This is a genomic window from Nocardioides sp. GY 10127 (assembly GCF_004919085.1).
In the GTDB taxonomy this organism is placed as follows: Bacteria; Actinomycetota; Actinomycetes; order Propionibacteriales; family Nocardioidaceae; genus Nocardioides.
This window is the reverse complement of sequence record NZ_STGL01000012.1, coordinates 1-24,649: the sequence shown is the minus strand read 5'-3', so window position 1 is coordinate 24,649 and position 24,649 is coordinate 1. Positions and strand designations below refer to the sequence as shown.

Sequence of the window (24,649 nt, the reverse complement as noted above, 5' to 3'; positions counted from 1 at the left end):
CGTGCGCGCCCTCGTCGTCGACGACTCGCGCGCGATGCGCATGATGATCGGCCGCCTGCTCCAGCAGGCGGGCTTCGAGATCCTCCAGGCCGGCGACGGCCAGGAGGCGCTCGACGTGCTCGGCGGCCTCGAGCCGCACGAGCTCCCGACCCTGTGCACCGTGGACTGGAACATGCCGGTGATGGACGGGCTGACGTTCGTCCAGTCCACGCGGCAGCGCCCCGAGTGGCGCAACCTGACGCTGATGATGGTGACCACGGAGTCGGAGGGTCACCAGGTGGTGCGTGCCCTCGCGGCCGGCGCCCACGAGTACCTCATCAAGCCCTTCACCGCCGAGGCGATGGCCGACAAGCTCGACATCCTCGGCCTGGACCCTTCGAGGAGCGCCGCATGACCACCATCGACGACCCGTGGACGACGGGGGAGCACCCCGTCTCCGTGGAGGACCTGCAGACCATCGCCGACGAGGTGTGGGCGACGTTCCTGGACGCCGGCGACGTGCCGCCGCCCGCGGACGGCTCCGCCGACGCCGCGGTGCACGCGACGATCGCGGTGCTGGGCTCGTGGACCGGCCAGGTCGTGGTCGAGTGCAGCCGGGACGCCGCCGAGCGGATGGCCCAGCAGATGCTGATGGTCACCGAGGTCAGCGAGGCCGACCTCGACGACACCGTCGGCGAGCTCGTCAACGTGGTGGGCGGCAACGTGAAGAGCCTCGTGCCCGCCCCGTCGTCCCTGGGCCTCCCGGTCACGGTGACCGGCCGGTTCACCGGCGGCGAGGAGCAGGAGCTGTGCCGGGTCGAGGTCGACTGGGCCGGCCACCCGGTGAGCGTCAGCGTCTGGACGCAGGCGGCCTGACCGGCGCTCGCGCACGCGCGAGCCGGCTCCACGACGTCCTGCGGCGTCCGGTGCCCCCGAGGGGTGGGCGCCGGGCGCCGGGGCGTTTCCACCGGACCGTGTGACGCGGGACGCGGTGCGGAATAGTTGCCTCCGACATATGGTTGTCGGAGGCAACAGTCATTCCCGCTCGCGAAACCGAGGTCCCGTGCCGCACTCCTCCGACCACCCTGTCGCAGCTCCGGCCGCCGCCCCCGTCGCGGCCGAGGCGACGCCGATGACGCACCGCGAGGTGCTCACGGCCATGTCCGGCCTGCTGCTGGCGATGTTCGTCGCCATGCTCTCCAGCACCGTCGTCACGAACGCGCTCCCCACGATCGTGGCGGACCTGGACGGCTCGCAGACCGGCTACACCTGGGTCGTCGTGGCCACGCTGCTCACCACCACGGTGAGCACCCCGCTGTGGGGGAAGACGGCCGACCTCGTGAGCAAGAAGCTGCTGGTCCAGCTGGGCCTGAGCATCTACGTGCTGGCCTCGCTGCTGGCCTCGTTCGCGCCGTCCATGAGCGTGCTCATCGCCGCCCGCGCCCTCCAGGGCGTCGGCGCCGGCGGCATCCTCGCGCTGGTCCAGGTGGTGATCGGCACGATCGTCAGCCCGCGCGAGCGCGGCCGCTACTCCGGCTACCTCGGCGCGGTCTTCGCCGTGGCCACGGTCTCCGGGCCGCTCGTCGGCGGCCTCGTCGTGGACTCGGTGCTCGGCTGGCGCGGTGTCTTCTGGTTGAGCCTGCCCTTCGCGGTGGCCGCGCTGGTCGTCCTCCAGCGGACGCTGCACCTGCCGACCGCGCCGCGCCGCGAGGTCCACGTGGACGTCCTGGGCTCGCTGCTCCTGGTGGGCGGCGTCAGCCTGCTGCTCATCTGGGTGAGCCTCGCCGGCGACCAGTTCGACTGGGTGTCGGGCACGACCGCCCTCATGGTCGGCGGCGCCGTCGTCGTCCTGGCCCTCGCCGTGCTCGTGGAGGCCAAGGTCGCGCGCGACCCGGTGCTCCCGCTCGACCTGTTCCGCGACCGCGTCATCGTGCTCGCCGTCATCGCCTCCGCCATGGTCGGCGTGGCCATGTTCGGCGCCACCGTCTACCTCTCGCAGTACTTCCAGACCGCCCGAGGCATGACCCCGACCGAGGCCGGCCTCATGAGCATCTGCATGGTCGGCGGGCTGCTCGTCTCGAGCATCACCTCGGGCCGGGTCATCACCGCCACCGGCCTCTGGAAGCGCTGGCTCGTGGGCGGCATGGTCCTCGTGGTCGTCGGCCTCGGCCTGCTCGCCACCATCGACGAGACCACCTCGTTGGTCGTCATCGGGCTCTTCATGGCCGTCCTGGGCGTCGGCCTGGGCGCCACGATGCAGAACCTGGTCCTCGTGGTCCAGAACGCCGTCCCGCTGCACCGGATCGGCGTCGCCTCCTCGGTGGCGGCGTTCTTCCGCACGCTCGGCGGCTCGATCGGCGTCTCCGCGCTCGGCGCGCTGCTCGCGCACCGCGTCACCTCCGACATCGTCTCCGGCCTGGCCGCGCTCGGGATCGACGCCTCGGACGTCTCGGGCACCGCCTCGACCCACTCGCTGCCCGCGCCCGTCCTTGCGGTCGTGGAGCACGCCTACGGCGACGGCTTCTCCCTGCTCTTCCTCGTGGCTGCCCCGCTGGCCGCGGTCGCCCTCGTGGCCGTGCTGCTCATGCGGGAGGTGCCGCTGCGCACGACGGTGGGCGCCGGGTCCGCGTCCTCCCCGGCGGGCGCCCGGACCGCCGAGGCCGTCCCTGCCGTCCCTGCCGCTCCGGCGGCCCCCACGGGATCGGGGGCGGGGGATCTGCGTCACTCGGCCACGCGCGCGACGGAGGCCGCTACGCTCGAGGTCTGATGACGACACCGCGCGCAGAGACACTGATGAAGCTCGAGCAAGAGGTCGGGGTGCTGATCCGCCGCGTCCGCAAGGTCATCAACGCGCGGGCGGGCGCGGTGCACCCGCAGCTCCAGCCCGCGTCCTACCTGATGCTGAGCTACCTGCAGGAGCAGGGGCCGGTCCGGGCGTCCGTGATCGCCGAGGTGTTCGGGATCGACAAGGGCGCGATCAGCCGCCAGGTCACCCACCTCGTCGACCTGGGCCTGGTGGAGAAGCAGCCCGACCCCGACGACGGCCGGGCCTCCCTGCTCTGCGTGACCGCGATGGCGCGCGAGCGGCTGGAGCCGATGAAGGAGGTCCGCCGTGAGTGGGTCTCCGACCGCCTCGCCGACTGGACCGACGACGAGGTGGAGGGGCTCGCCCTCCAGCTGGGTCGCTACAACGAGGCCCTCACCGGCGCGCGCGAGCCGGAACCCGCCGGCTGACCCGGCTCCTCGACGACGCGAGGCCCCTGCCCATCGGGCAGGGGCCTCGTCGTCGCGTGGGGCCGGGTCGTGTGGGCCGGTGCGTCAGCCGCGCAGCCAGACCGCCGTGTCGGCGGGCAGGTGCGGGCCGTCCACCGGGCCGCTGGCGAGGACGACCTCGCCCGCGGGCAGCTCGACGGGCTCGCTGCCGCAGTTGAGGACGACGGTGAGGTCACCGCGCGTGAAGGTGAGGACGTCGCCGGTGACCGGGGTGACCTTGACCGAGTCGGTGAGGCCGGCCAGCCCGCGGCGGGCGGTCAGCACCGAGCGGTAGAACGCCAGCGTCGACTCGGGGTCGGTCTCCTGGGCGGCCACGGTGAGGCTGCCCCAGCCGCTGGGCTGCGGCAGCCACGGCTGGCCCTCGCCCGGGCCGAACCCGTACGGCGCGGACGTGCCGGACCACGGCATCGGCACGCGGCAGCCGTCCCGGCCGATCTCGGGCTCGTCGGTGTCCTTGGTCCGCAGCCAGTTGGGGTCGGTGCGGTGCTCGGGGGCGACGTCGACCTGCTCCAGGCCGAGCTCCTCGCCCTGGTACAGGTAGGCCGAGCCGGGCAGGGCCAGCATCGTCATGGTCGCGGCCCGGGCGCGGGCCAGGCCCAGCGTCCCGCCGCCGTAGCGGGTGACGTGGCGGATGACGTCGTGGTTGGAGAGCACCCAGGTCGGGGTGGCCCCGACGGGCTCGAGGGCGTCGAAGGTGTGCTGCACGACGTCCGCGAAGTCCGACGCCGACCAGGAGGCCAGGAGCCAGGCGAAGTTGAAGGTCTGCTGGTACTCGTCGGGCCGCACGAAGCGGGCCATCGACTCCGCCGACGAGGTCCACGCCTCGGCGACCATCATCCGGTCGCCGGGGTACTCGGCGAGGACCTGGTGCCAGCGGCGGTACACCTCGTGCACCTCCGGCTGGTCCCACATCGGCTCGTCCAGCTCGGCGCGCTCGACCATCGAGTGCGGGTCCTCGCCCGTGGACGCCCCGCCCTTCTGGCCCTCGACGCGGACCTGGTCGCGCAGCGACTCCTCCTTGAAGAGGCCGTGCGCCACGTCCACCCGGAAGCCGTCGACGCCGCGGTCCAGCCAGAACCGCAGGACGCCCTCGAACATGTCGCCGACCTCGGGGTTGCGCCAGTCGAAGTCGGGCTGCGAGGAGTCGAAGAGGTGGAGGAACCACTGCGGGTCGTCCGGGTCGCCGTCGGGGTGCTCGGCCACGCGGTCCCACGCGGAGCCGCCGAAGACGGACTGCCAGTTGTTCGGGGGCTCCAGCCCGTCGGGGCCCTTGCCGTCGCGGAAGAGGTAGCGGGCGCGCTCGGGGCTGCCGGGCTTCGAGGCCAGCGCCGCCTGGAACCAGGCGTGCTGGTCGGAGGAGTGGTTGGGGACGAGGTCCACGATCAGCCGCAGGCCCAGCTCGTGGGCGCGCGCGACGAGCGCGTCGGCGTCCTCGAGGGTGCCGAACAGCGGGTCGATGTCCTGGTAGTCCGAGACGTCGTACCCGTGGTCGTTCTGCGGCGAGCGGTAGAACGGGGAGATCCACAGCGCGTCGACGCCCAGGTCGCGCAGGTGCTCCAGGTGCGCGGTGATGCCGGGCAGGTCGCCCACGCCGTCACCGTTCGCGTCGGCCCAGGAGCGGGGGTAGACCTGGTAGATGACCGCGTGCCGCCACCACTCGGTGCCGGTGCTGTCGGGGGTCGGGGGGTTGGTCGCGTCGTTGCCAGCCATGGCAGCAAGGTTCTCACACACAGGCTTACCGGTAAACCGGTTCTGCGGAAGCGCTTGCGCCGGTCTGGCCCGTTCGCGTGGTGCGGCGTGGCCGCCGGCGCAGCCGAACCGCGCCGGCGGGGGTCAGCGGATGGCCTGCCAGCGGTCGAGCGACTCCTGCCGCTCCTCCTTGTGGTCGACGAGGGGCGGGGGGTACCCGACGAGGTCGCGGGTCTCGGCGTCGGGCTCGTGCGGGTCGGGGACCTGCTGCGGGTCGGAGAGCTCCTCGACCCACCGGCGCACGTAGACGCCCTGCGGGTCGAACTTCTTGCCCTGGCCGGTGGGGTTGAACACGCGGAAGTAGGGGGAGGCGTCGGTGCCGCAGCCGGCGGTCCACTGCCAGCCGTGCTGGTTGGAGGCCAGGTCGCCGTCCACGAGCCAGTGCATGAAGTGGCGGGCGCCGTGCTGCCACTCCAGGTGCAGGTCCTTGACCAGGAAGCTGGCCACGATCATCCGCACCCGGTTGTGCATCCAGCCGGTCGCGCGCAGCTGGCGCATCCCGGCGTCCACGATCGGGAAGCCGGTGCGTCCCTCCTGCCAGGCGGTGAGCTGGTCGCCGGGGGTGTCGTAGGCCATCCGGGCGAACTCGGGGCGCAGGTAGTCGTGCGCGGTCTCCGGGCGCCGGTGCAGGACGTCGGCGTAGAACTCGCGCCAGGCGAGCTCGGTCCGGTAGGTCCGGGCGCCGTCGCTGCGGCGCCGCCCGAGCTCGGCGAGCATCGTCCGGGGGTGGATCTCGCCCCACTTCAGGTGCACGGACATGCGGCTGGTGGCGTCGAGGCCCGGGTCGTTGCGCTGCTCGTCGTAGGCGTCCAGGTCGTCGAGGAAGCCCTCCCAGCGGCGGTGGGCGGCGGCCTCGCCGGCCTCGGGCAGGGACAGGCCCTCGGGCAGCTCGACGTCGGGCACGTCCACGGGGTGCAGCGGGCCCGCGCCGTCCTTGCCCCTCAGGTCCTCGAGCCCGAGCCACGAGCCGCCCCTGGGGGCGTCGACCGGGCCGCGCCACCCGTGGTCGGCCCAGGCGCGGGAGAACGGGGTGAAGACCTTGTACTGCTCGCCGGAGCCGTTGTTCACGCGGCCCGGCGCCACGGCGTACGGCGACCCCGTGCGGACGAGCTCGACCCCGGCGTCCGCCAGCGCCTTCTCGACCGCCTCGTCGCGGGCGCTGCCGTAGGGGCCGTAGTCGGCGGCCACGTGCACGGTGCTCGCGCCGGCGGCGCGGGCCGCGGCCACGACCTGCTCCGCCGGGTCCCCGTGGACGACGGCCAGCCCGGTGTGCCGCTGTCGCAGCGAGGCGTCGAGCGAGCGCAGGCTGGCGGCCAGGTAGGCGCGCCGGCTCGGGCCCGCGGGGCCCCACAGCCGGTCGTCGAGGACGAACAGCGGCAGCACCGGGCCGTCCTCGGCCGCCGCGAGCAGCGCCGGGTTGTCAGCGAGCCGCAGGTCGCGGCGGAACCACATCACCGAGGTCACGCCCCGAGGCTCGCAGGTCGGGCGCGTCCGTTGCTCACCCGATGCTGCTGCCGCTCGCCCTCGGGTAACCTTCCGCGGTCCCCGGGCACCCTGCCCGGAGCACGTCCGCGCACCGGACCGGCCACGGCCCGGCCGAGGACGTGACGTCCGACTCGTGGGTACGGGTCGGGCGACTGTGGCCGCTATGGGGGAGGATGGCTGCGTGAGCGACCTGATCGACACCACCGAGATGTATCTGCGGACCATCTACGAGCTGGTCGAGGAAGGGATCGTCCCGCTGCGCGCCCGCATCGCCGAGCGCCTGCACCAGAGCGGCCCGACGGTCTCGCAGACCGTCGCGCGCATGGAGCGCGACGGGCTGCTGACGGTCGAGGGCGACCGCCACCTCGAGCTGACCGAGGAGGGCCGCGTCCTGGCCACCCGCGTCATGCGCAAGCACCGGCTCGCGGAGCGGCTGCTCGTCGACGTCATCGGCCTCGACTGGGAGATGGTCCACGAGGAGGCGTGCCGGTGGGAGCACGTCATGTCCGAGACCGTGGAGCGTCGCCTGCTGGAGCTGCTCGAGAACCCCACCGAGTCGCCCTACGGCAACCCGATCCCGGGCCTCGACGAGCTGGGCAGCGGACCCACCGGTGAGGACTTCCGCGACGGCGTCGAGCCCCTCGCCTCGGCGGTGGGCAGCGGCTCGGAGGTCGTGGTGCTCGTGCGTCGCATCTCCGAGGAGATGCAGAAGGACGAGGCCCTGATGAGCGCCCTGCGGCGCGTCGGCGCCCGCCCGGACAAGACCGTCTCCGCCTCCTTCACCGACGCCGGCTACCTGCTCGCGTCGGGCGGGGAGTCGGCCGAGATCACCGACGAGTCGGCCCAGCACATCTTCGTCTCGCGCGCCTGAGGCGTCCTCCGGTGGACGGCCGTCCGCCGGATTCGGCTGCGTGACCCACGCCCTTGGCCGCGGGCCGGGCGAGGACCTACCGTGTCCGCATCGCGGCCGCGGGGGGAGTGGCCGCAGGACGCGGGCGTGGCCCGCGAGGGGAGTGGCGTCGTGGAGCTGATCGCGCTCACGGTGCCGGTCCGCGGCCTGGCTGACGAGGCCGGGGGCGACGGGGACGGCACCGTCGGCGAGCCCGACTTCGTGCTGCGCCACTCCGAGACCGCCCTCGTGCGCGGCCTCGACCACGGCGAGGAGGTCCTGCTCGTCGGCGTCGACGGGGAATACCACACCGCGGTGGTCGTCGACCTGGACTTCGAGCGCGAGGACACCCTCTACGGCCTGCGCCTGGGCTCCCGGATCCCGCCCGAGCAGGTGCGCGACCGGATGCTGCACGTCCCGCCCGCGGTCGACGAGGACGCCGCTCCCGGCCCCGAGGACGAGCAGTCCGTCGTGGACCTCCTCGGCGAGCTGCGGCGGCGCTGGCAGGACCGCGACGGCTGAGCCCGGCCCGCCCGAGGTGGGACGCGTCAGGCCCGTGCGTCCGCGACGGCGGTGAGCACGTCGGCGACCCCGGCCTGGACGCGGACGTCCGCGAGGTCGTCGCCTCGGGTCCAGCCGCGGTTCACCACGACCACCGAGACCCCGGCGCGGGCCGCCCGGCGCACGAACCGCAGGCCGCTCATCACCGCCAGGCTGGAGCCGGCCACCAGCAGCGCGCTCCGCCCGGGCTCGGCCGCGAGCGCGTCGACGGCCGCGAAGCACCGCTCGACGACGTCCGGTGCGACGTTCTCGCCGAAGAACACGACGTGCGGCTTGAGCACCCCGCCGCACACGGGGCAGTCGGGCACGACGAAGCCGTCGGTGTCGTCGAGCTCGACGTCGCCGTCCGGGTTGACCAGGGCGTCCGCGTGCTGCTCGGCGAAGCCGGGGTTGAGCTGCTCGAGGGTGCGGTGCAGGTCGGCGCGGTCCGACAGCGTGCCGCAGGACAGGCAGACGACCTCGCTGATCCGGCCGTGGAGGGGCACGAGCGGGGAGGTGCCGGCCCGCTCGTGCAGCCCGTCGACGTTCTGGGTGATGACGAGCTCGGCCCCCAGCCGCGCGACGGCGCGGTGGCCGGCGTTGGGCTCGGCCTGCCGCATCCGGCCCCAGCCCACGTGGCTGCGGGCCCAGTAGCGGCGGCGGGCCGTCGGCCCGGAGACGAACTCGGCGTAGGTCATCGGCAGCCGGGGGCGGGCGCCCGGGCCGCGGTAGTCGGGGATGCCGGAGTCGGTGGACAGGCCGGCCCCCGTGAGCACCACCAGCGGGCGGGACGCCAGGAGCGCGACGGCGCGGTCGACCTGCTCGTCCGTGCCCCAGGACGGGTCGGGCTCCCACCCGTCGGGGGCCGCCGCGCGGGTCGGGACCGCCACCAGGGAGGCCGACACCGACGGCACCCGGAAGGCCGGTTCGGTCAACGGCCGTACCGGACCTGGGCCCGGGCCCGCGCCTTGGCGGCCTCGACCTCGCGGTCCTTCGGCGGCGCGGACGTGACCAGGGCGTCCAGCAGGTGCTGGGTCGCGTGCGCGACCTCGGCCACCGCGCGGTCGAACGCCTCCTGGTTGGCCTGGGAGGGCTTGGCGCTGCCCGAGACCTTGCGGACGTACTGGAGCGCCGCGGCCTCCACCTCGGAGGTGGTCGCCGGGGGCTCGAAGTTGTGGAGCTGGCGGATGTTGCGGCACATGCGGCCAGCCTACGGCGCCCGATCACTACGCCCGGGGCATGTCGCAGCGGCCGCCGGTCCGGCAGAGTGCGGGCCATGCGCGACTACGACGTCCTGCTCATCGGGTCCACCGGCTTCACCGGGGGCCTCACCGCCGACTACCTCGCGGCGCACGCCCCCGACGGCCTGCGCTGGGCGCTGGCGGGCCGGGACCAGGGGCGGCTGGCGGCCGTGCGCGGCCGGCTGGCCGGCGTCCGCCCCGACCTCGCGGAGCTCCCGCTGCACCCCCTCGACCTCGAGGACCCGCAGGCCCTGGCCGCGCTCGTGAGCCGCGCGAAGGTGGTGATCACGACGGTCGGGCCGTACCTGGCCCACGGCGAGCCGCTCGTGGCGGCGTGCGCGGAGACGGGCACCGACTACGTCGACCTCACCGGCGAGCCCGAGTTCGTCGACCTCATGTACCTGCGCCACCACGCCACCGCCGCCCGCACGGGCGCGCGCATCGTGCACGCCTGCGGGTTCGACTCCGTGCCGCACGACCTCGGCGTCCTGCACGCCATGCTCCAGCTGCGCCCCACCGAGCCGGTGACGGTGCGCGGGGTGGTGCGGGCCTCGGCGCAGTTCTCGGGCGGCACGTTCCACTCCGCGATGGGCGCCTTCTCCCGGGGCAGGGCCATGAAGGACGCGGCGCAGCGCCGTCGCACGGCCGAGAAGCGCACGCAGGACGGCGGGCGGCGCGCCCGTGCCACCGCGGGCAGGCCGCACCGCGACCCGCTGCTGGGGTACTGGCTCGTGCCGCTGCCGACCATCGACCCGCAGGTGGTGGCGCGCAGCGCGCGGGCGCTCGACGTCTACGGCCCGGACTTCACCTACGGCCACTACGCCGGCACCCGGACCCTGCGCTACGCGGTCGGCGGCTCCGTCGGTGCCGGCGCGATCGCGGTGGCCGCCCAGGTGCCGCCGCTGCGGGAGGCGCTGCTGCGGCGGGTGCCCGCGGGCTCGGGCCCCTCGCCCGCGCGGCGGGAGCGCTCCTGGTTCACGGTGGACGTCGTGGCCGAGACGGCGGGCACCGTCCAGCACACGCGGGTGAGCGGTGGGGACCCCGGCTACACCGAGACGTCCAGGATGCTCGCGGAGTCCGCGCTCTGCCTGGCCCTCGACGGCATCGACGCCCCCGGCGGCTGCCTCACCACCGCGCAGGCGATGGGGGAGCCGCTGCTGGCACGGCTGCAGGCGGCCGGGATGTCCTTCGAGGTGCTCGGGGGCTGAGCGCAAGATGCCCCCGGGTGTGTGAACGCTCACGGACCTTTCTGGTCCGCAGGTGGATTCACCTGCGAGGACGCGGGGAATCAGAGAGGTGTCGCCGCTCCGGCCACCGCGTTCCACACGGCACTCACGCAGCGCCGAGGCCTCACGCAGCGCCTCTCGGGAGGTGGAGGGGGACGAGCGACGCACGGCGCCAACGACGTCGCCACGTCCGTGCCGCGTCCGGCAGGTCCTACTCGGACCCGCCGGACGCGGCACGAGTGCGTTCCGGGCCATCACCCGCCACGTCGGCGGGCTCGGCCGAGTGCGGCCGGGGGGCCTTGGTGGTCGGCGGTGGGCCTCGGTTCGGACGTCCGACCACGGGCTGACAAGATGGCTCCGACCCTGCGGGGTCGCGCCCCAGTAGCTCAGTGGATAGAGCAGCCGCCTCCTAAGCGAAAGGTCGTAGGTTCGACTCCTACCTGGGGCACTCGCACAATTGCCCTCTGACCTGCGCAGATGGTGCGGGGATGGGCCGCCTCCGACTGCGGCGACGGTGGCTCGATCGGGCCTCACGCCCAAACTTCCCCACGTATTCCCCGCGAACTTCCCGTCACAGTCGGTCAAAGTGGCGTTGGGAGTCAACTGCCGAGGCGCTGGTCGAGCGGTCCTGGCCGAAGGCGGGGGAGTGCGGGCTCGAGTCAGCGGGGTTCGGTGAGGTCCGCTATCCGGTGGCGTCGAACTTGGCGTGGACCGACCTGCGCAACTGGGGCGGCAGCGGGGAGCACTGGGACTCCTGGCACACCGGGACCGACTTCTCGCTCCCGTGTGGGACTCCGGTCTTCGCCTCGACCGACGGCCTCGTCGAGGTGGTCCCCGGCCCGGACTGGTTCGGGGCATCCCTCGTCGAGGTCCACACACGCCCCGGCGGCCTCACGACTTGGTACGCGCACATGCAGACCATCGAGGTCAGCGACGGCGAGCAGGTCCTCGCAGGCCACAAGATCGGTGAAGTCGGCGACCTCGGCAACGCCACCGGCTGCCACCTGCACTTCGAGGTGCACCTGCGCGACGGCGGCATCTACGAGGCCGACAACGTCGACCCCTCGGCCTGGCTCTCCTCGCACCTCTCGGGTCTCTCCACGGAGGCCCGTTCATGAGCGGGGGATCGTCGTTGCCTGACCCGGAGCGCCTGCTCACGACCCTCGGGTGGTGGTGGGTACCGCTGGCCGTGGGCGTCCTCACCATCGTCGGTCTTCTGCTGCTTGCCCTGCGACCCGGGCCGCCGGGGATGGCCCGCCCCGGGGAGCTCGCCGCGCAGATGGGAAGAGGACGCCTGCGGCGTCGCGCCGCGGAAATCCGACCGGACCAACGGCGGCGAGACTGGCGACCCGAGAGCACCGGATGGCGGGTCGGATCGGTCGGCCCGCTACGGGGGAAAGACCTCTGGATTCCCTACGACCGCACCACCCTGGTCATCGGCCCCCAGGGCTCCGGCAAGACGCTGGACCTCCTCACGCCAGCCCTCCTCGAGGCCCCGGGCGCCGCCCTCGTGACGCTGACCAAGCCGCAGGACCTTCACCTCACGTGGGCGGCCCGGCGGGCGGCCGGGCCCACCGTGGTGCTCGACCCGTTCGGGCTGGTCCCAGGGCTCACCCCACTCGTGTGGGACCCGGTCGACGGTTGCGTGGACGCGCTCGTCGCAGAGCGCCGCGCCAAGGCCTTCTCCTCGGGCGCCGCCGGTGGTCGCAGTCGCGGCGGTGACGACGCGTCGCGGTTCTACGCAGGGGAGTGCGCCAAGGTGCTGCAGGCCTACTTCCACGCTGCCGCGCTTGAGAGGCTGACGCTTGAGGACGTCCTGACGTGGGTCGCCGACCCCCTACGAACCTGGGAGCCCGAACGCATCCTCGCCAGCTCCCCGGACGCCGAACCCTTCTGGGACGGACTGCTCCAGGGCGCTCTGCGGGGCGACGAACGCACCGCGTCCAACACCATCACCACCGTGCAGCAGGCGATGTCCTTGTTCTTTCAGGGGGACGTTCGCCGTCGCTGCGTCCCCAGCGTCGTTCGCCCCGCCACCGACATCGGCGAGGTGGTGCGCGAGGGCGGCACCATCTACCTGCTGGGCCGCGAGGACCCGTACTCCTCGGCCGCCCCGCTGATGACCGCGGTCGCCGAGCACGTGCTCGATGTCGCCAAGCGGCTCGGTGAGACCAGCAAGGACGGACGGCTCTGCCCACCGTTCCTGGCCTGCCTGGACGAGCTGCCCTCGACCGCGCCGATCCCGACCCTGCTGACCCGCATGGCCAACGAGCGTGCCCTCGGCGTCTGCTTCATCGTCGCCGCGCAGACGTGGCGCCAACTCACCGCGACCCTGGGCGAGCACGGAGCCCGCACACTGCTCGGCCTCGCCAACAACCTGGTCTTGTTCGGAGGCGGCAAAGACGCCCGGTTCTACCAGGACGTCTCCGACCTCATCGGGCAGAGCTGGCACCAGGAGACGCGGTACTCCGCACGGGGCCGTTGGTCGCCGGCCGTTGACCGGTCCTGGGGCGATGTCCGTCGACCCACCATGGAGGCAGCCGCCATCCGGCGCCTACCTGAGCGACGTGCACTGCTCCTTGCCGAGCGGTGCGCGCCCGCGGTGGTGCGGCTCCATCGGTCGATCGACGGGCGCCGCGGCCGGACGCTGGTGGATGCCGCCGCCCGCACACGCGAGGACGCGACGTGAGCGCCTACGACGTCCGCCCGTTCCCGCCCCCGCCCCCCGCCGTCAGGGAGGCCATCGAGCAGCTGCACCTCGCCAGCACCCACCCGCCGGCGGACGAATGGGGCCTCCAGCGGCTGGCGATGCTGCCCCGCCCTTGGGACCCGGGCTCATGCCCAACCGATCTCCTCGCCGAGCTGTGGCCATCGGCGACGTCGTCGACTGGCTCAACTCCCAGTGGCTGACCGCCGACGACGCCGAACTGCCCCCGTGCTGGCCCGACCACCCCGACCTCTGCCAGTGGCTCCCCGCCGTCGCCGCGGCCCGGTACGAGGTCGGCTACGGAGTAACGCCCGTCGCCGTCCGTGACTGGATCGCGCTCTGGTACCCCGAGGTCGTCGGACGGTCTACGCGGCTGACGAGGTGCCGGCTGGGCGGTCACAGGCGCAACAGCTAGCCGAATTGCCGACACGAACGTGCTCCAACGGCTGGGCGGTTGTGGTTGTTGGACACCCGGTCATTCTCTCGCTTCAGCCTTCAGATGGCTCTGGACCTCCACCTGTATGAGTCCATTTCGCCGCTGGTGTCAGTGGCTGCCGATATGGTCTGATGGTGGAGGTGAGGCGATGACAATCGGCGGACGAGTTGTCCTCTTAGTCTCCTCGTACGCCCCGCTCCTGTTCCTGTTCGCTGCCTTGCAGTCATTCGGTGCAGGGTGGCCGAGCCGCGTCTGCGTCCTCCTCGGGGTCCTCAGCATCGTCGCGCTGGGCCTCCTCATCGCGACGCTTCGAGGTGGCTCTGCGCCCGAGGTCGACACCTTCGAGGGTGCTCGGAATCGGGACGCCGACGTCATGGCGTACCTGGTCACATACGTTGTCCCGTTCGCGGCGGCAACGGACGGAACTGATCATGGCTCCAGAGTAGGGCTGGCGATGTTCGCGGGCCTCGTCGCGGTGCTGTATCTGCGCTCGTCGGTGTACTACGTGCACCCACTCCTGTTGCTCTATGGCATTCACGTGCATGAGGCGACCCGCCAGGGCGTTCCGGTAATTATCCTGACCCGCCAGCGGTTTTTGCGGCAAAGTGCTGACTTGCGTGTCATCAGTATCGGCGACAATGTATACATGGAGAAGTCAAAGTGACGACAGCCCAATCCCCGTCTACCGCAGCCGAGGCCATCGAGATGCTGAAGGGGCTGCCAGATCTAGCCGCGGTGGGCTTGAACTTCACAGCGGTCGGGGCTGACCCCACGACCGGTTCGCTGACTGGCTGGCGGGTCAACCTGACGCCGGACTTGGCGGGGGAAATCGCGGGCTTCGCGCAGAAGACTCGTGTTCGACTCGAGGAAGCCGGACTACTCCCTTACGGGCCGGCGACCTTAGTTCCACTACAGCACTGGATGTATGTCTCGGAAGCGGAAGCAGGCACGCTCGAACTGACGGAGCAGGTAGTGCGAATGCAGGATCTCCTGCCATTCACCGAAAAGACCTCAGGCGCTGTAAATCTCACGATGGTCGCTGCTCGGTTTAACATCCCAAACGAGCCTCCCGTGACCTTTTACCGCATCGCTGACTCGCTGCTTCAGATGAAGAAATCGATCGTAGGGCTGGTTCGCGTTGGAGGTGTTTATGGGAAACTTGAGTCGGCGGACGTACTCCTGCTCAAGCCAGTCTTCGATGTTGTCGTAATTGGCGGGTTCGCATTCTTCACAAAGAAGCCGACGTTCGAGCGGGCATTTGGTTTCCTGGCGGAACTGGAGAAGCAAAGCCTGAGAACCTTTGAGGCGGTAACGGACAAGCTTGAGATCGAAGGTATGGAGGACCTGCGAAATGCCTGCACTAGCCAGCCTCAGATGATGGCGAAGATGGCGTCGATCAAGAGAAGTATGGATGCTGACCCCGATTACGCCAAGGCGATGACCATGGAGAATCTTATCGGGTACATCGAGAAGCATCCGCATGTGAAGATCGAGATTTCCGGAAAGGGCAAGAATCGGAAGTTGGTGTTCGATCCCAAGCCCACTCATCGCTTCCAGATCGTGAAGTTGCTGGACGATGACTTCCTTCGCTCCGCCTTGACGAAGCGTGAGTACGAAGCTGGGTCGAAGACCCAGGCGGGTTAACGGTCTACCGTGGCCGATGTGGGTCCGCCGCTGCCCGTTGTTCGAGTGCGGAGGCCGGGTCTAGGGCTTCATGCAGGGCCCTGTTGTACAGGCCAGCCTGCCCCAATTCATCGAGGACGCGTCGCTGTGCGGCTTGGCCAGCGTCGTCGGGGTCTAGCCACACGTCGACCGAATTTCGGTCGGCCACGGTGAGTGATTGCCGGAGGCTGTGGACTTGGCCAGCAGTGAGCGCGGTTCCGAGGAGGGCGATTCCGACCGCGTCACCGTTGGACGCGAGGGTGACCGCGGTGGCGTCCATCGGACCCTCGACCAGGGTCGGGATGGCTCCTTGGGCTAGCAAGTGCCGGTGCTCGCCGAGGCCGTAGAGAGAGGTGGACTTGGCGTAGGCGGGGGTGGTGCGGGTGTTGAGGTACTTCGGCCCCGCGTAGCGGTCGTCCTCTCGCGCGGGGTTGCGGCGGCCGACGAACCCGACGATGTCGCGGCCTGTGGTGTCGTGAATGGGGAGGACGACGCGGTCGCGGAAGACGTCGGCGGTGGTGTCATCCTGGCGCATCTTGGTCAGTCCGGCATCGAGGAGTTCTTCGAGGGTTGCTCCTTCCGCGAGGAGGCGGGTCGTCAGACTGCACGGCCCGGGTGGCGCGTATCCGGGGCGGATAGTCGGGTGGTCGAGCAGTGGTGTCCCGAACCGGGACTCGAGGTAGGCAGGTGCCCACGAGCCCGCGTAATGCTGGCGGTAGAAGTCGTGCGCCAGGGCGTTCAACTCGAGGATGCGCGCTCGGCTCGTCGCGGAGGTAACCGCCCAGCGCGGGTCGGGACCGGGGTCGACTGGTTCGGCTGGCTCGCAGTCGGCGGGGGTCCGGGGGAGTGGATCATACGGAGCGGGGCGGACCGCCGGGCCGGCGCCGGTGCTGAGGGGGTGGCTATGGAGTCGCCACCACAGGGCGCTGGCTGCAGCCTCGGTGGGCAGGCCGTCGGCCGCGGCATCGACGGCGGCCTGGACGTCGCCGAGTGACAGGTGCTGCTGGTCCGACCAGGTCTCGAGCCGAGTGAGGAGGGTCGGCGCCCACGGGTCGCCGCTGACGGCCGGGGGCAGGCTGACCGGGAGCGGCGGCTGGGCTGCGTGGATGCGGCCGCGGAGCTTGCTTTGGTGTCTGCCTGGGACGCCGGGCAGTGGCGTTCCGAGGGGATCCGGCTCGGTGTCGGCTACTCCCTCGGCGGCGCGCCAGACCGCGACGTCCGCCAAGAGTCCGGCACCGTCGTCGTGGCTGCTGCCGACGAGCGGTTGTGCCCAGGCCGGTGCGTTCTGGTCGGTCCACCTGGTGCTTGCCTGGGCCAGATGCGTGGATGCCGTGGTCAGCCACGAAGCCCGTTCGTCGAGGTAGCGGCCCCAGGTGGCGTCGTTGCCGAGCACACGTGGAATGCCGGGCAACCAGGGCAGTGACGGGTAGGCGGTCGGGCTGGGCTGTGTCCGGAGTCGGGTGAGGAGAACGGCGGCGGGATCGTGGACGCCGATCAGGTGGTGCTGGCGGACCGCGGCGTCCAGGACCTCGGCAGGTCCAGCCGTTGTCCCGGGTGCCGCAAGGGCGCTCGTGAGGATGACGGCGCGGAGCGTCTCCCAGGTCGGGCTGCTGGTGAGGTCGGGGACCTCGGCCGCACGTTGATCCAGGGCGGTCAGCTGCGCGTCGGTGAACTGGGACTCGATGGCTCGGTGTAGGGCGTCGACGTAGCGCAGGGCGGCTTGCCGGACGAGGTGAGCGAGGTCGGCGGGGTTGTCCTCGTCCAGCGGGTGAGCTGCCGTACGGGTGGTGGTGGCCGATGTGGGTTCGTCGGTGCGCTGCAACAGGGCGGTGAACAGCTCGACCGGCGTGGGGAGCGCGCGCGTCTGGGGGAGGAGCTCGGAGTCGTGGCCACCGTCGTGGCTGACCGTGAGGTAGGCGTGGTTGGCTCGTCGCCCGCGCGTCATCCCGACGTACACGAGCTCGCGGGTCTCCCTACCGGAGAGGACGGCGTGGGTGGTGTCGACCGTGAGGCCCTGGGCTGCGTGGACGGTGCTGGCATAGCCGAGGCTGGTGTGCTCGCGGACGTAGGAGGCGGGCAGGACGACGGACAGCGCTCTGCCTGCTGTCGTGGCGCGGTCGCGGTGGGTGTCTCGGCGGCGCACGGTGACTGCCCCGTCCTCGTGGATAGCGGTCACGAGCCAGCGGTCGCCGTTGCGTACCCAGTCGGTGGGGCTGAGCGCGAGGCCTCGTGCGTTCTTGCGGGTCAGCACGGTGTCGCCGACACGGGCGCGTTCCCCGTCGGACAGGGCTGTCGAAGGGCCGGGTTGCGCAGTGGCGTGGTGGGCCTGAGCGCGGAGGTTCAGGTGCCGGACCTCGTCCCGGGTCGGCGCCAGGAGAAGGCTGTCGAGGCCGGCCGCGATGTCGTTCGTCCAGGCGTGGAATGCCTGTTCTGCGGCGGTGGTGGCGTCGCCGACGTGGAGTCGTCCGCGGTCGGCGTAGAAGCCGGTGACGGAGGGGTCGCCTGCTCGGAGGGCGAGGGTGGCGGCGCCCTCGACAGGGTCGACGAACCGGTGCAGCTGCGTGAGCGAGTGGGCCCCGTGCCGGTGTCGCAGGTCGCGAAGCACCCCGCCGGCGGCGACGGATGCGAGCTGCCGGTCGTCCCCGATGAGTCGGACCGTGCCGCCACGGGACGTCACGTGGGCGATGGCGGTGGCGAGCTCCAGGGTGCCGGCCATCCCTGCCTCGTCGATGAGCAGCAGGGTCCGCTCGTCCGGTCCGTGCAGACCGTCCGGCCCGTCCACCTCGTCGGTCCCGGGTGCTGGTGGGGAGGTGGCGGCGTGGATGAACTTGGTGAGCGTCTCGCAGGTGATGGCCGTGGCCGCGTGTGGGGTCGCGAGAGCTTCCTGGAGCTCGTGCGCCGCGACGGCGGAGGGCGCCAGGCCGATGACGCTCCCTCCTTCTGCCTGCCACGCCTCGACCAGGGCGCGGACCGTGGTGGTCTTGCCGGAGCCAGCCGGGGCCAGGACGAGCTCGACCTGCCGAGGGGAGGAGGCGAGGGCACGGACGACGGCCTGCTGGTCGGGGCTGAGTACGTGGCCTCGCCCGCCGATGTCGTCCAGTGCTGCGTCAATCGCCGCGGGTGTGACCGTGCGTCCGTCGAGGCGTTCGCTGGCTCGGAGGATCGTCTGCTCAGCCGCGAGCATGCGGGACGAGGTGTGGCGGCGGCGTCCGTGGAGCAGGTGCATAGGGGTGCCGTCGGCCCGACGCAGGCTGTCTGGAGTGTGCCGAAGTGCCGGGTCGTACTCGTCGATGTCGGGGAGCGCCACGGACTCCTGCGTGAGCGCCATCTCGACGACGTCGTCGACCAGTTGAGCGACATGGGGGAGCGGTGTGTTGGCGTACCTGGCCTGCCGATGGGCCTCGGCCCGGACGTGCCACTCTTGCCAGGTGGCGCGACCGGCTTCCAGGGTCTGCACGACCGTCCGCGCCAGCCGCTGGACCTGCTCCGGACGGGGTCTTTCTGTCGCGGGTGAAGCCGTGGTGCGGCGGCTGCGAAGGGCCCGGTGCAGCATCCGCTGGACTGCGGCGGGGGAGCCGAGCTGGTCGCCGGCCTCGGCTGCCCAGGTGCGCCGTTGCTCGGCTTCCGAACGTGGTTCGTGCTTGGCCTGGCGGGTCTCGAGGTTGGCCTGCTGCGCGAGCGCGATGGCCTCGATGTTGGTGGGCGGCCGCCCGTGGTCGGTCTGGAACGCGACGGCGAGCTGGCTGCGCCGGTCCTCAATGGCGGCACTGCGCGACGACCACCGGCGGGCCAGCTGGTCGTCAACGCCAACGACCTCGCGGATGGGACGCTGCGCCCCGTCCGTCCTCTCTGTGAAGGTGACGCCGAGGCGGTGGGTGAGCTCGGCCTCGAGGCGGGTGTTGTAGTGCTCGGAGAGCGTGACCTTGGCCTTGAACAGCACGCGGCCGTCGATGGCCCGCCAGGCTCCGTCGGGTCCCTGGACCTTGTTGCTGACCGCGACGTGGGTGTGGAGATTCGGGTCGCCGGCGCGGCTGTCTCGATGGGTGAACGCGGTCGCGACCATGCCCCGTGTGGGGACCTGCCGGACGCCGTCGTGGCCGCAGCGGGTGAAAAGGACGTGCTGCTCGGCCCAGCGGAGCGCGTCCTGGACAGCGGCGGCGTGAGCGACCTCGATCTCGTGGGCCACCGCCGCCCCGGCAAGAGCCCAGAGGACGGAGACCGACTTCACCGGTGTGAAGGTGAGGTCGAACCCGGCGACCGACGCGCCGCTGACCCGTGACTCCTGCGCCAGGAACGCGTGCCGCTCACGAGCGTCGCGAGGGCGCCGACCGTGCTGCTCGAGGAACAGCTCATCGGCGATGCGCGTCCTGATGTCGGCGCGCACCTCGTCCGACACGGGGGAGGCGGACGGCAGACCGTGCTCGGCGTTCCAGGCCTGACACGCCCGCGCCACCGCCGCGGGCAACGGACCTCCGATCGTCCCCGCCCGGAAGGGCTGGCCCAGGGCTACGGGCTGGCCGCCGGTGCTGTTGGGATGCACTCCCTGACCGAAGAGGCGACGCATCTGCTGCTCGGTGACCTCGGCCCCGGCCTCCATTGCCAGCCCGGCCAGCCCCGACCCCCACCAACGGCCGGGGACCTCGCCTTTGTCGGAGTAGTACTCGGCCAGCCCCGACCGGCCCCGCTCCGTGGCGTCCTGAATCGCGACCTGGCGTGTCAGGTAGGTGTAACCGTCGCCGGCCGACAGCTTGTGGAGCCCCATCACGGCCCCAGAGGCGACCGATCACCACCCGGGATGCTGGCTCCGGCTCACTCACCACCCCGGGGATGCACTAGGTGTGTGGGTTTAACTCCGAACGCCGATTCGTCTTTCTGACCAGACAATCAGACTTCGCCAATTTCGGCAGAGGCAGTTTCGCAGGCGCTCGATCGACGCAACCCTGGGACGAGTTCTCGTTGAGACGCAACAGAGATCGAAGGCTGTTCGGTGCGTCTAGCCGTCCCCTGCTCGTGCAGCAGCCCCCCCTTCTTTGCAACCCGCCTCCGTCTCGCCCGCAGCCAGGTTCTTGGCGCTGACCCATGACCGTCCAACCAAGGTCTAGTCAGACTGGCTTTGACGGTGACTTGGCGTGAATACTGAATCCCGCGGTTGGAGCTACTGAGCTCGGATTGGGGGAATGGCGTGGACGCCCTGAGGTTTGGCCTTGTTGTCGTACTCACTTGTGGCATCTCGCTCGCCACTGCGGGGGTGGTCGGTGCGGACACGCCACAGGAAGGTTCGGACACTGTCTCCGCGGGGTCTGGGAGCCAGTTCGGCCGCTGGTCGAAGTCGAACAAGCGTCTGCGGCTCAAGGTGTCTCCCAACAACAACATGAACACTGACAAATGCATGGACGTCATGCTCGACTGGGGCACCCAGGGTAATGAGCACTATGACTCGCGGGTCGTCCGCTCGTGCCTTCCAGGGACCAACGAAGAGACAGATCCTGACGGAGACGGCTACTGGTCGGAGCCCTCCGACTGGGGAGGGAGGACAGTCACGGGCATCCAGAAGGGGTGGGGCTACATGATCGACGACAGCAACTTGTTGGTGTTGAGCGCCGAGCGGCTGGCGGACACCGGCAGCGGCGCCCTGTGGGGCACCGCACCTGGCACCGGGACCCAGGGATATGCACGAATGCGCACGCGGTACCAGAACGGCTCGGTCAAGTCCTGCAACCCGCTACCGGTCACGTCCGCATCCGGCGCGGGAGGATGCTCATGACCTCGGCCCGACGGAACCTTGCGGCCGGGGCGGCTGGAGCCTTGGTCGCGGTCGTGGTTTCCATCTCGTACGTGCTTGGCAGCAATGTGCTCCCCCTCCGCACCAGTGACTCGTCGGCCGACACTGACCAGCTGCAGGCCGAGGCGAACGCTGTGTTCTCCCGGTTCAACGGCACCGTCGAGCAACGAAATGCCTCGGGAGTGATCCAGGCGTGGGCCCTCAACGGAGCGATGGACCAATGCATGAGCGAGGCCGGCTACCCCCAGTGGGACTGGTCGGCGACCAGGAACCTGGCCCCGCGAACGAACGCGTTGGCAACCAGCGTCTTCTTCACCGACCCCCAGGGGGGCTCGTACAGCCATGCACTGATGGACGTCGTGGACGCCTCCAGACTGGAGGAGGACCTGCGATCGGAAGAGTTGTCCGAGGCGGAGACCGAAGCGGTTCGAGGTTGTGTGAACAACACCCCACCAACCTCGGACGACACAGCATCTCGGCAGTCCACGCCATCTGAGGCCGTTCAGCTGCGGAGCGAGTGGTGGTCCATGCTCACGGCACTCGACGCGAAGTACGGGGACTCAGAGGCCTACGCGTCGTGCTTCCGCGACGGGGCAGACCAGATCGCTACACCAGAGGGAGAGCAGCTCACGGCGGACACCTGGGTGATGTACCTCGGAAGCCACGCTCCAGCCGGCAGCGAGACGCCATCGACCACTGACCCGCCGAGCACCTACAGCTCCGCTTGGAACGCCTACACCGGCCTGGAAGCCGACCTGGAGTCGGTGGACTGGGCCTGCCGCTCGTCTGTCTACGAAGAACACTCCGACGAGGTACTGGATGCCGTGTCGCGGTTCGCGGTCGACAACGCGGCGGCCATCGCTGCCGCTGAAGACGGATGGGACACCATCGTGACCCGCGCCGCACAGTTGGGCTTCCATGGGCAGAGCGGATCGCTGGATGGACAGACCCCCAAGAACTGACGCGCCCCGGGTTTGGACTTCGGGATCAGCGAGGGGTCTGCTGCACGAAGAGACGGCTTCTCGTCGGATGCCTCCGGCCGAGCTCTTGCGGCTCGAACGCGCTGGGGGCGACAAGATCCCGGGAGGCTTCAGTGGACACGCTGGCGAAACTTCCCCACGCATTCCGCACAGATCCCCGATCATCGTCGTCTCCAGTGGCCATGAGCCGGACATCGCGAACGAGGTAGTGAGAGACGGGACCCGCAGGTCAGCATCGCTTTACGGCCTCTGACCTGCAGAGACTCGATGGCGCGGAAACTCGGCCCGGGCTGGATAGAGCAGCCGCCTCCTAAGCGAAAGGTCGTAGGTTCGACTCCTACCTGGGGCACTCGAAGAGATTCCCTCTGACCTGGGCAGATGGTGCGCGGGTGTGCCGCCTGCGGCCCCGGTGACGGTGGCTGGATCGGGCCTCCGGCCGGAACGTCCGCACGTATTCCGCACAGACAAACGGAGTCAGCCACCGTCAGTTGGGCCGGCTGGGCCGCTGGACCCGGCCTTCTGCGGAAGGTCCTGGCGCAGCCCGATGACTCCTGCCGGCGACCCGGCCGCAGCCGCCGCGATCGCCGGCCACTGGCTCACCGCCAGCGTCGGGTCGGCGCACGAGCTCGCGCACCGGGTCGACCAGGCCCACCAGGTCCTCGCCCACGCCACTGCGACAGACGGGCGCCCGTCCTCTTCCAAGGCGCTGGACCGGCGCCGGATCGAGCGGCTAGGCAAGAAACCGTGTCACAAGTAACCTTGTCATTATGAAGGAGGGTGAGTGGTGGGCAACCAGCAGCCCGAGGAAGACCCCGACGATGTTCACGAGGAGATCGAGGAGCCGGTCATCGTTGAGTCGGCGCATCGTCACGGGGTCGCCGAGGAAGACATGCTGCACGCGCTGCGGTTCGCGATCACCCACGTCGGTCAAGACGACGACATGGTCATGTTCATCGGCCCCGACCGGGCCGGGAGCCTGATCGAGGTCGGTGTCGTGACCTGGCACGGCATCCTTGCGATCGTCCACGCCATGAGCCCCGCCCGCGAGAAGTATCTGAAGAGGTGACACCCGAGATGACCAAACGATCCCTGGCCGACCTGATCGCCCACGCCGACGAACTCGCCGACGCCTTCGAGACCTATGAGCCCACCGAGGGCGACTTCGATGCGCCGCTGCCGCCGCTGATGGCGGTCAAGCTTGCGGCGTTTCGTCGCGCGGCCGCGGAGAAGGAACTCGCCGAAGCCATCACCGCCGCCCGCGAGGCACACCTGTCCTGGCGCCAACTCGGTGAAGCAATCGGCACCAGCGGAGAAGCCGCCCGGCAACGCTACGCAGCCTCCTGACCTGGCTATCCGAGAGCTGCGCCCGTCCTCCTTCCTAGCCGCTTGGCTGCTTTCCTGTTCGACGCTGCCGCAACCCATCGCCCGTCCTGCGCCCCTCCTGCTAGGCCCGCCCGTCCTGTTCGACATACACGTCATGCAGAACGAGGCCCGCACGGTTGCGTCGGTGACAAAGCCCGCAGGACGGGCGCACCCTGAAGACATGGACACCCCGGAGCCAGACCCGGCGTTCGACTGGTCTGCCGCTGACCGTCGCCGGATGCCCGCGCACATGAAACGCAAGCACAGTGTCGCGTGCCGGGTTCAGTGGAAGCTCTGAAGTGACGCGCTGACGGTAGTCGGCGCGGGGTTGTGCCGGGAGTAGTCGCACTCCGACGAGGTGCTGGATGCCGTGTCGCGGTTCGCGGTCGGCAATGCGGCGGCCATCGCTGCCGCTGAGGACGGATGAGACACCGTCGCGACCCGCGCCGCACAGCTGGGCTTCTATGGGCAGAGCGGGTCGCTGGATGGGCTGACGGCCAAGAACTGAAGCGCCAGGTCGATGCCGCTCGTGTGCGACTCGCGGAGGATGCGCAGCGTGCCCGAGGAGGATCGGCCCCGGGTCAAGGTGCGTCGGGCAGGCAGGGGCTGGGCACGTGGCGCAGCGCCCGGCAGCGTGCGCACCCGCCCGCGGCTGTCAGCGGGGGGAGAGTCGCAGCACCGGGATGGTGCGGGAGGTCCGCTTCTCGTACTCGGCGAAGCCGGGGCTGGCCTGCTTGAACCGCTCCCAGGCGGCGTCGCGCTCGGCGCCGGTCAGGTCGACGGCGTGGACCTGCGTCGTCGTGATCGCGGAGCCGTCGCCGGTCTCGACCGTGAGGTCGGGGTGGGCGAGCAGGTTGTGGTACCAGGCCGGGTTGTCGGGTGCGCCGGCCTTCGAGGCGGCGACCAGCCAGCCGTCCCCGTCCGGGATGCCCATCACCGGGCTCACCCGCGGTTCGCCGGATCGCGCACCCGTCGTGTGCAGGACGACCAGCGAGTTCCCGAACGGGGCTGCGTTCGTCACGGTCCCGTGGCGCTCGCGGAACTCGGCGAGGACCGAGGCGTTGAAGTCGGACATGCGCTCATGATGCCGCGCGGTCGGCGCGGCTGGAACCCGTAGCTCTCGCGGCCGGGGCCCGGCTCAGCCGCGCAGCCACTCCTCGGGGACCGTGTCGGGGACCTCGTCAGGAAGGACGAGGGACAGGTCGCCGTCGAGCAGGTCGCCGAGCTCGAGGGCCTGACGGGCCAGCGTCTGGGCCAGTGCACGCAGCTCGCCGGCCGGACGGCCCTCGTGGACACCCCGCTCGAGGTGCCTGGCGGTACGCAGGAGTGAGTCGGACT

General features: G+C 70.8%; 23 protein-coding genes and 1 tRNA gene. 17 read left to right on the top strand and 7 right to left on the bottom strand.

What is annotated here, in order from left to right; genetic code table 11:
• The first annotated feature begins 1 nt into the window (after position 1).
• The 4 genes from E8D37_RS18525 to E8D37_RS18510 all read left to right on the top strand — a co-directional run bounded on the left by E8D37_RS18525 (position 2) and on the right by E8D37_RS18510 (position 3,213).
• Complete coding sequence (locus E8D37_RS18525) at positions 2–394, top strand: response regulator (RefSeq protein ID WP_136571320.1); 393 nt, start codon at positions 2–4, stop codon at positions 392–394.
• The gene (locus E8D37_RS18520) at positions 391–855 is read left to right on the top strand and encodes a chemotaxis protein CheX (protein WP_136571319.1); all 465 of its coding nucleotides are present in this window, start codon (positions 391–393) and stop codon (positions 853–855) included. Before E8D37_RS18525 ends, E8D37_RS18520 begins: the two co-directional genes overlap by 4 nt.
• 256 nt (positions 856–1,111) lie before the next feature.
• On the top strand, positions 1,112–2,746 hold the full coding sequence (locus E8D37_RS18515; RefSeq protein WP_136571318.1) for an MDR family MFS transporter: 1,635 nt from the start codon (positions 1,112–1,114) through the stop codon (positions 2,744–2,746).
• Complete coding sequence (locus E8D37_RS18510) at positions 2,746–3,213, top strand: MarR family transcriptional regulator (protein WP_136571317.1); 468 nt, start codon at positions 2,746–2,748, stop codon at positions 3,211–3,213. Before E8D37_RS18515 ends, E8D37_RS18510 begins: the two co-directional genes overlap by 1 nt.
• Before the next feature lie 84 nt (positions 3,214–3,297).
• Here the strand turns inward: E8D37_RS18510 and E8D37_RS18505 are convergent, their stop codons facing one another.
• On the bottom strand, positions 3,298–4,962 hold the full coding sequence (locus E8D37_RS18505; RefSeq protein WP_136571316.1) for an alpha-amylase family glycosyl hydrolase: 1,665 nt from the start codon (positions 4,960–4,962) through the stop codon (positions 3,298–3,300).
• Positions 4,963–5,085: 123 nt separating this feature from the next.
• Positions 5,086–6,465, bottom strand: coding sequence for a deoxyribodipyrimidine photo-lyase (locus tag E8D37_RS18500; RefSeq protein WP_240770557.1), 1,380 nt, complete (start codon positions 6,463–6,465; stop codon positions 5,086–5,088).
• 202 nt (positions 6,466–6,667) lie between these two features.
• Here E8D37_RS18500 and E8D37_RS18495 point away from each other — a divergent pair, with 202 nt between their 5' ends.
• On the top strand, positions 6,668–7,357 hold the full coding sequence (locus E8D37_RS18495; RefSeq protein WP_136571315.1) for a metal-dependent transcriptional regulator: 690 nt from the start codon (positions 6,668–6,670) through the stop codon (positions 7,355–7,357).
• A gap of 81 nt (positions 7,358–7,438) precedes the next feature.
• Positions 7,439–7,897, top strand: coding sequence for a hypothetical protein (locus tag E8D37_RS18490; RefSeq protein WP_136571314.1), 459 nt, complete (start codon positions 7,439–7,441; stop codon positions 7,895–7,897).
• A 26-nt stretch (positions 7,898–7,923) separates the two neighbouring features.
• On the opposite strand, the gene E8D37_RS18485 is transcribed toward E8D37_RS18490, so the two are convergent.
• Together E8D37_RS18485 and E8D37_RS18480 are read right to left on the bottom strand one after the other, a co-directional pair.
• Positions 7,924–8,850, bottom strand: a complete 927-nt coding sequence (locus E8D37_RS18485; protein ID WP_240770556.1) for a Sir2 family NAD-dependent protein deacetylase — start codon at positions 8,848–8,850, stop codon at positions 7,924–7,926.
• On the bottom strand, positions 8,847–9,116 hold the full coding sequence (locus E8D37_RS18480) for a DUF2277 domain-containing protein (protein WP_136571313.1): 270 nt from the start codon (positions 9,114–9,116) through the stop codon (positions 8,847–8,849). The genes E8D37_RS18485 and E8D37_RS18480 overlap by 4 nt, the downstream gene beginning before the upstream one ends.
• A 75-nt stretch (positions 9,117–9,191) precedes the next feature.
• Here E8D37_RS18480 and E8D37_RS18475 point away from each other — a divergent pair, with 75 nt between their 5' ends.
• The 7 genes from E8D37_RS18475 to E8D37_RS18445 all read left to right on the top strand — a co-directional run bounded on the left by E8D37_RS18475 (position 9,192) and on the right by E8D37_RS18445 (position 15,169).
• Positions 9,192–10,364 (top strand): saccharopine dehydrogenase NADP-binding domain-containing protein, encoded by a 1,173-nt coding sequence (locus E8D37_RS18475; RefSeq protein WP_136571312.1) that lies wholly within the window; start codon positions 9,192–9,194, stop codon positions 10,362–10,364.
• Positions 10,365–10,757: 393 nt separating this feature from the next.
• A tRNA-Arg gene (locus E8D37_RS18470) sits at positions 10,758–10,830 on the top strand.
• A 241-nt stretch (positions 10,831–11,071) separates the two neighbouring features.
• The gene (locus tag E8D37_RS18465; protein WP_168929820.1) at positions 11,072–11,500 is read left to right on the top strand and encodes a M23 family metallopeptidase; all 429 of its coding nucleotides are present in this window, start codon (positions 11,072–11,074) and stop codon (positions 11,498–11,500) included.
• On the top strand, positions 11,497–13,071 hold the full coding sequence (locus E8D37_RS18460) for a TraM recognition domain-containing protein (protein WP_240770555.1): 1,575 nt from the start codon (positions 11,497–11,499) through the stop codon (positions 13,069–13,071). Before E8D37_RS18465 ends, E8D37_RS18460 begins: the two co-directional genes overlap by 4 nt.
• Before the next feature lie 175 nt (positions 13,072–13,246).
• The gene (locus E8D37_RS18455) at positions 13,247–13,504 is read left to right on the top strand and encodes a hypothetical protein (RefSeq protein WP_136571310.1); all 258 of its coding nucleotides are present in this window, start codon (positions 13,247–13,249) and stop codon (positions 13,502–13,504) included.
• Between the two features lie 169 nt (positions 13,505–13,673).
• Positions 13,674–14,189 (top strand): hypothetical protein, encoded by a 516-nt coding sequence (locus tag E8D37_RS18450; RefSeq protein ID WP_136571309.1) that lies wholly within the window; start codon positions 13,674–13,676, stop codon positions 14,187–14,189.
• 41 nt (positions 14,190–14,230) lie between these two features.
• Positions 14,231–15,169, top strand: coding sequence for a Kiwa anti-phage protein KwaB-like domain-containing protein (locus tag E8D37_RS18445; RefSeq protein WP_168929819.1), 939 nt, complete (start codon positions 14,231–14,233; stop codon positions 15,167–15,169).
• Between the two features lie 4 nt (positions 15,170–15,173).
• Here the strand turns inward: E8D37_RS18445 and mobF are convergent, their stop codons facing one another.
• Positions 15,174–19,949 (bottom strand): MobF family relaxase, encoded by a 4,776-nt coding sequence (mobF, locus tag E8D37_RS18440; protein WP_136571307.1) that lies wholly within the window; start codon positions 19,947–19,949, stop codon positions 15,174–15,176.
• A gap of 420 nt (positions 19,950–20,369) precedes the next feature.
• On the opposite strand from mobF, the gene E8D37_RS18435 reads away from it, so the two are divergent.
• From E8D37_RS18435 to E8D37_RS18420, 4 genes are all read left to right on the top strand, one after another.
• Complete coding sequence (locus E8D37_RS18435) at positions 20,370–20,951, top strand: hypothetical protein (RefSeq protein WP_136571306.1); 582 nt, start codon at positions 20,370–20,372, stop codon at positions 20,949–20,951.
• The gene (locus E8D37_RS18430; RefSeq protein WP_136571305.1) at positions 20,948–21,931 is read left to right on the top strand and encodes a hypothetical protein; all 984 of its coding nucleotides are present in this window, start codon (positions 20,948–20,950) and stop codon (positions 21,929–21,931) included. Before E8D37_RS18435 ends, E8D37_RS18430 begins: the two co-directional genes overlap by 4 nt.
• A gap of 802 nt (positions 21,932–22,733) precedes the next feature.
• Entirely contained in the window at positions 22,734–23,015 is a 282-nt protein-coding gene (locus E8D37_RS18425; protein WP_136571304.1) for a hypothetical protein, read from the top strand.
• Positions 23,012–23,293 (top strand): hypothetical protein, encoded by a 282-nt coding sequence (locus E8D37_RS18420; RefSeq protein ID WP_240770554.1) that lies wholly within the window; start codon positions 23,012–23,014, stop codon positions 23,291–23,293. Before E8D37_RS18425 ends, E8D37_RS18420 begins: the two co-directional genes overlap by 4 nt.
• Before the next feature lie 673 nt (positions 23,294–23,966).
• Here the strand turns inward: E8D37_RS18420 and E8D37_RS18415 are convergent.
• A complete protein-coding gene (locus tag E8D37_RS18415; protein WP_136571303.1) occupies positions 23,967–24,386 on the bottom strand; it encodes a nitroreductase/quinone reductase family protein in 420 nt (139 codons plus the stop codon).
• A gap of 63 nt (positions 24,387–24,449) precedes the next feature.
• On the bottom strand, positions 24,450–24,649 hold a 200-nt coding region (locus E8D37_RS19980; RefSeq protein WP_168929817.1), incomplete at its 5' end, for a hypothetical protein.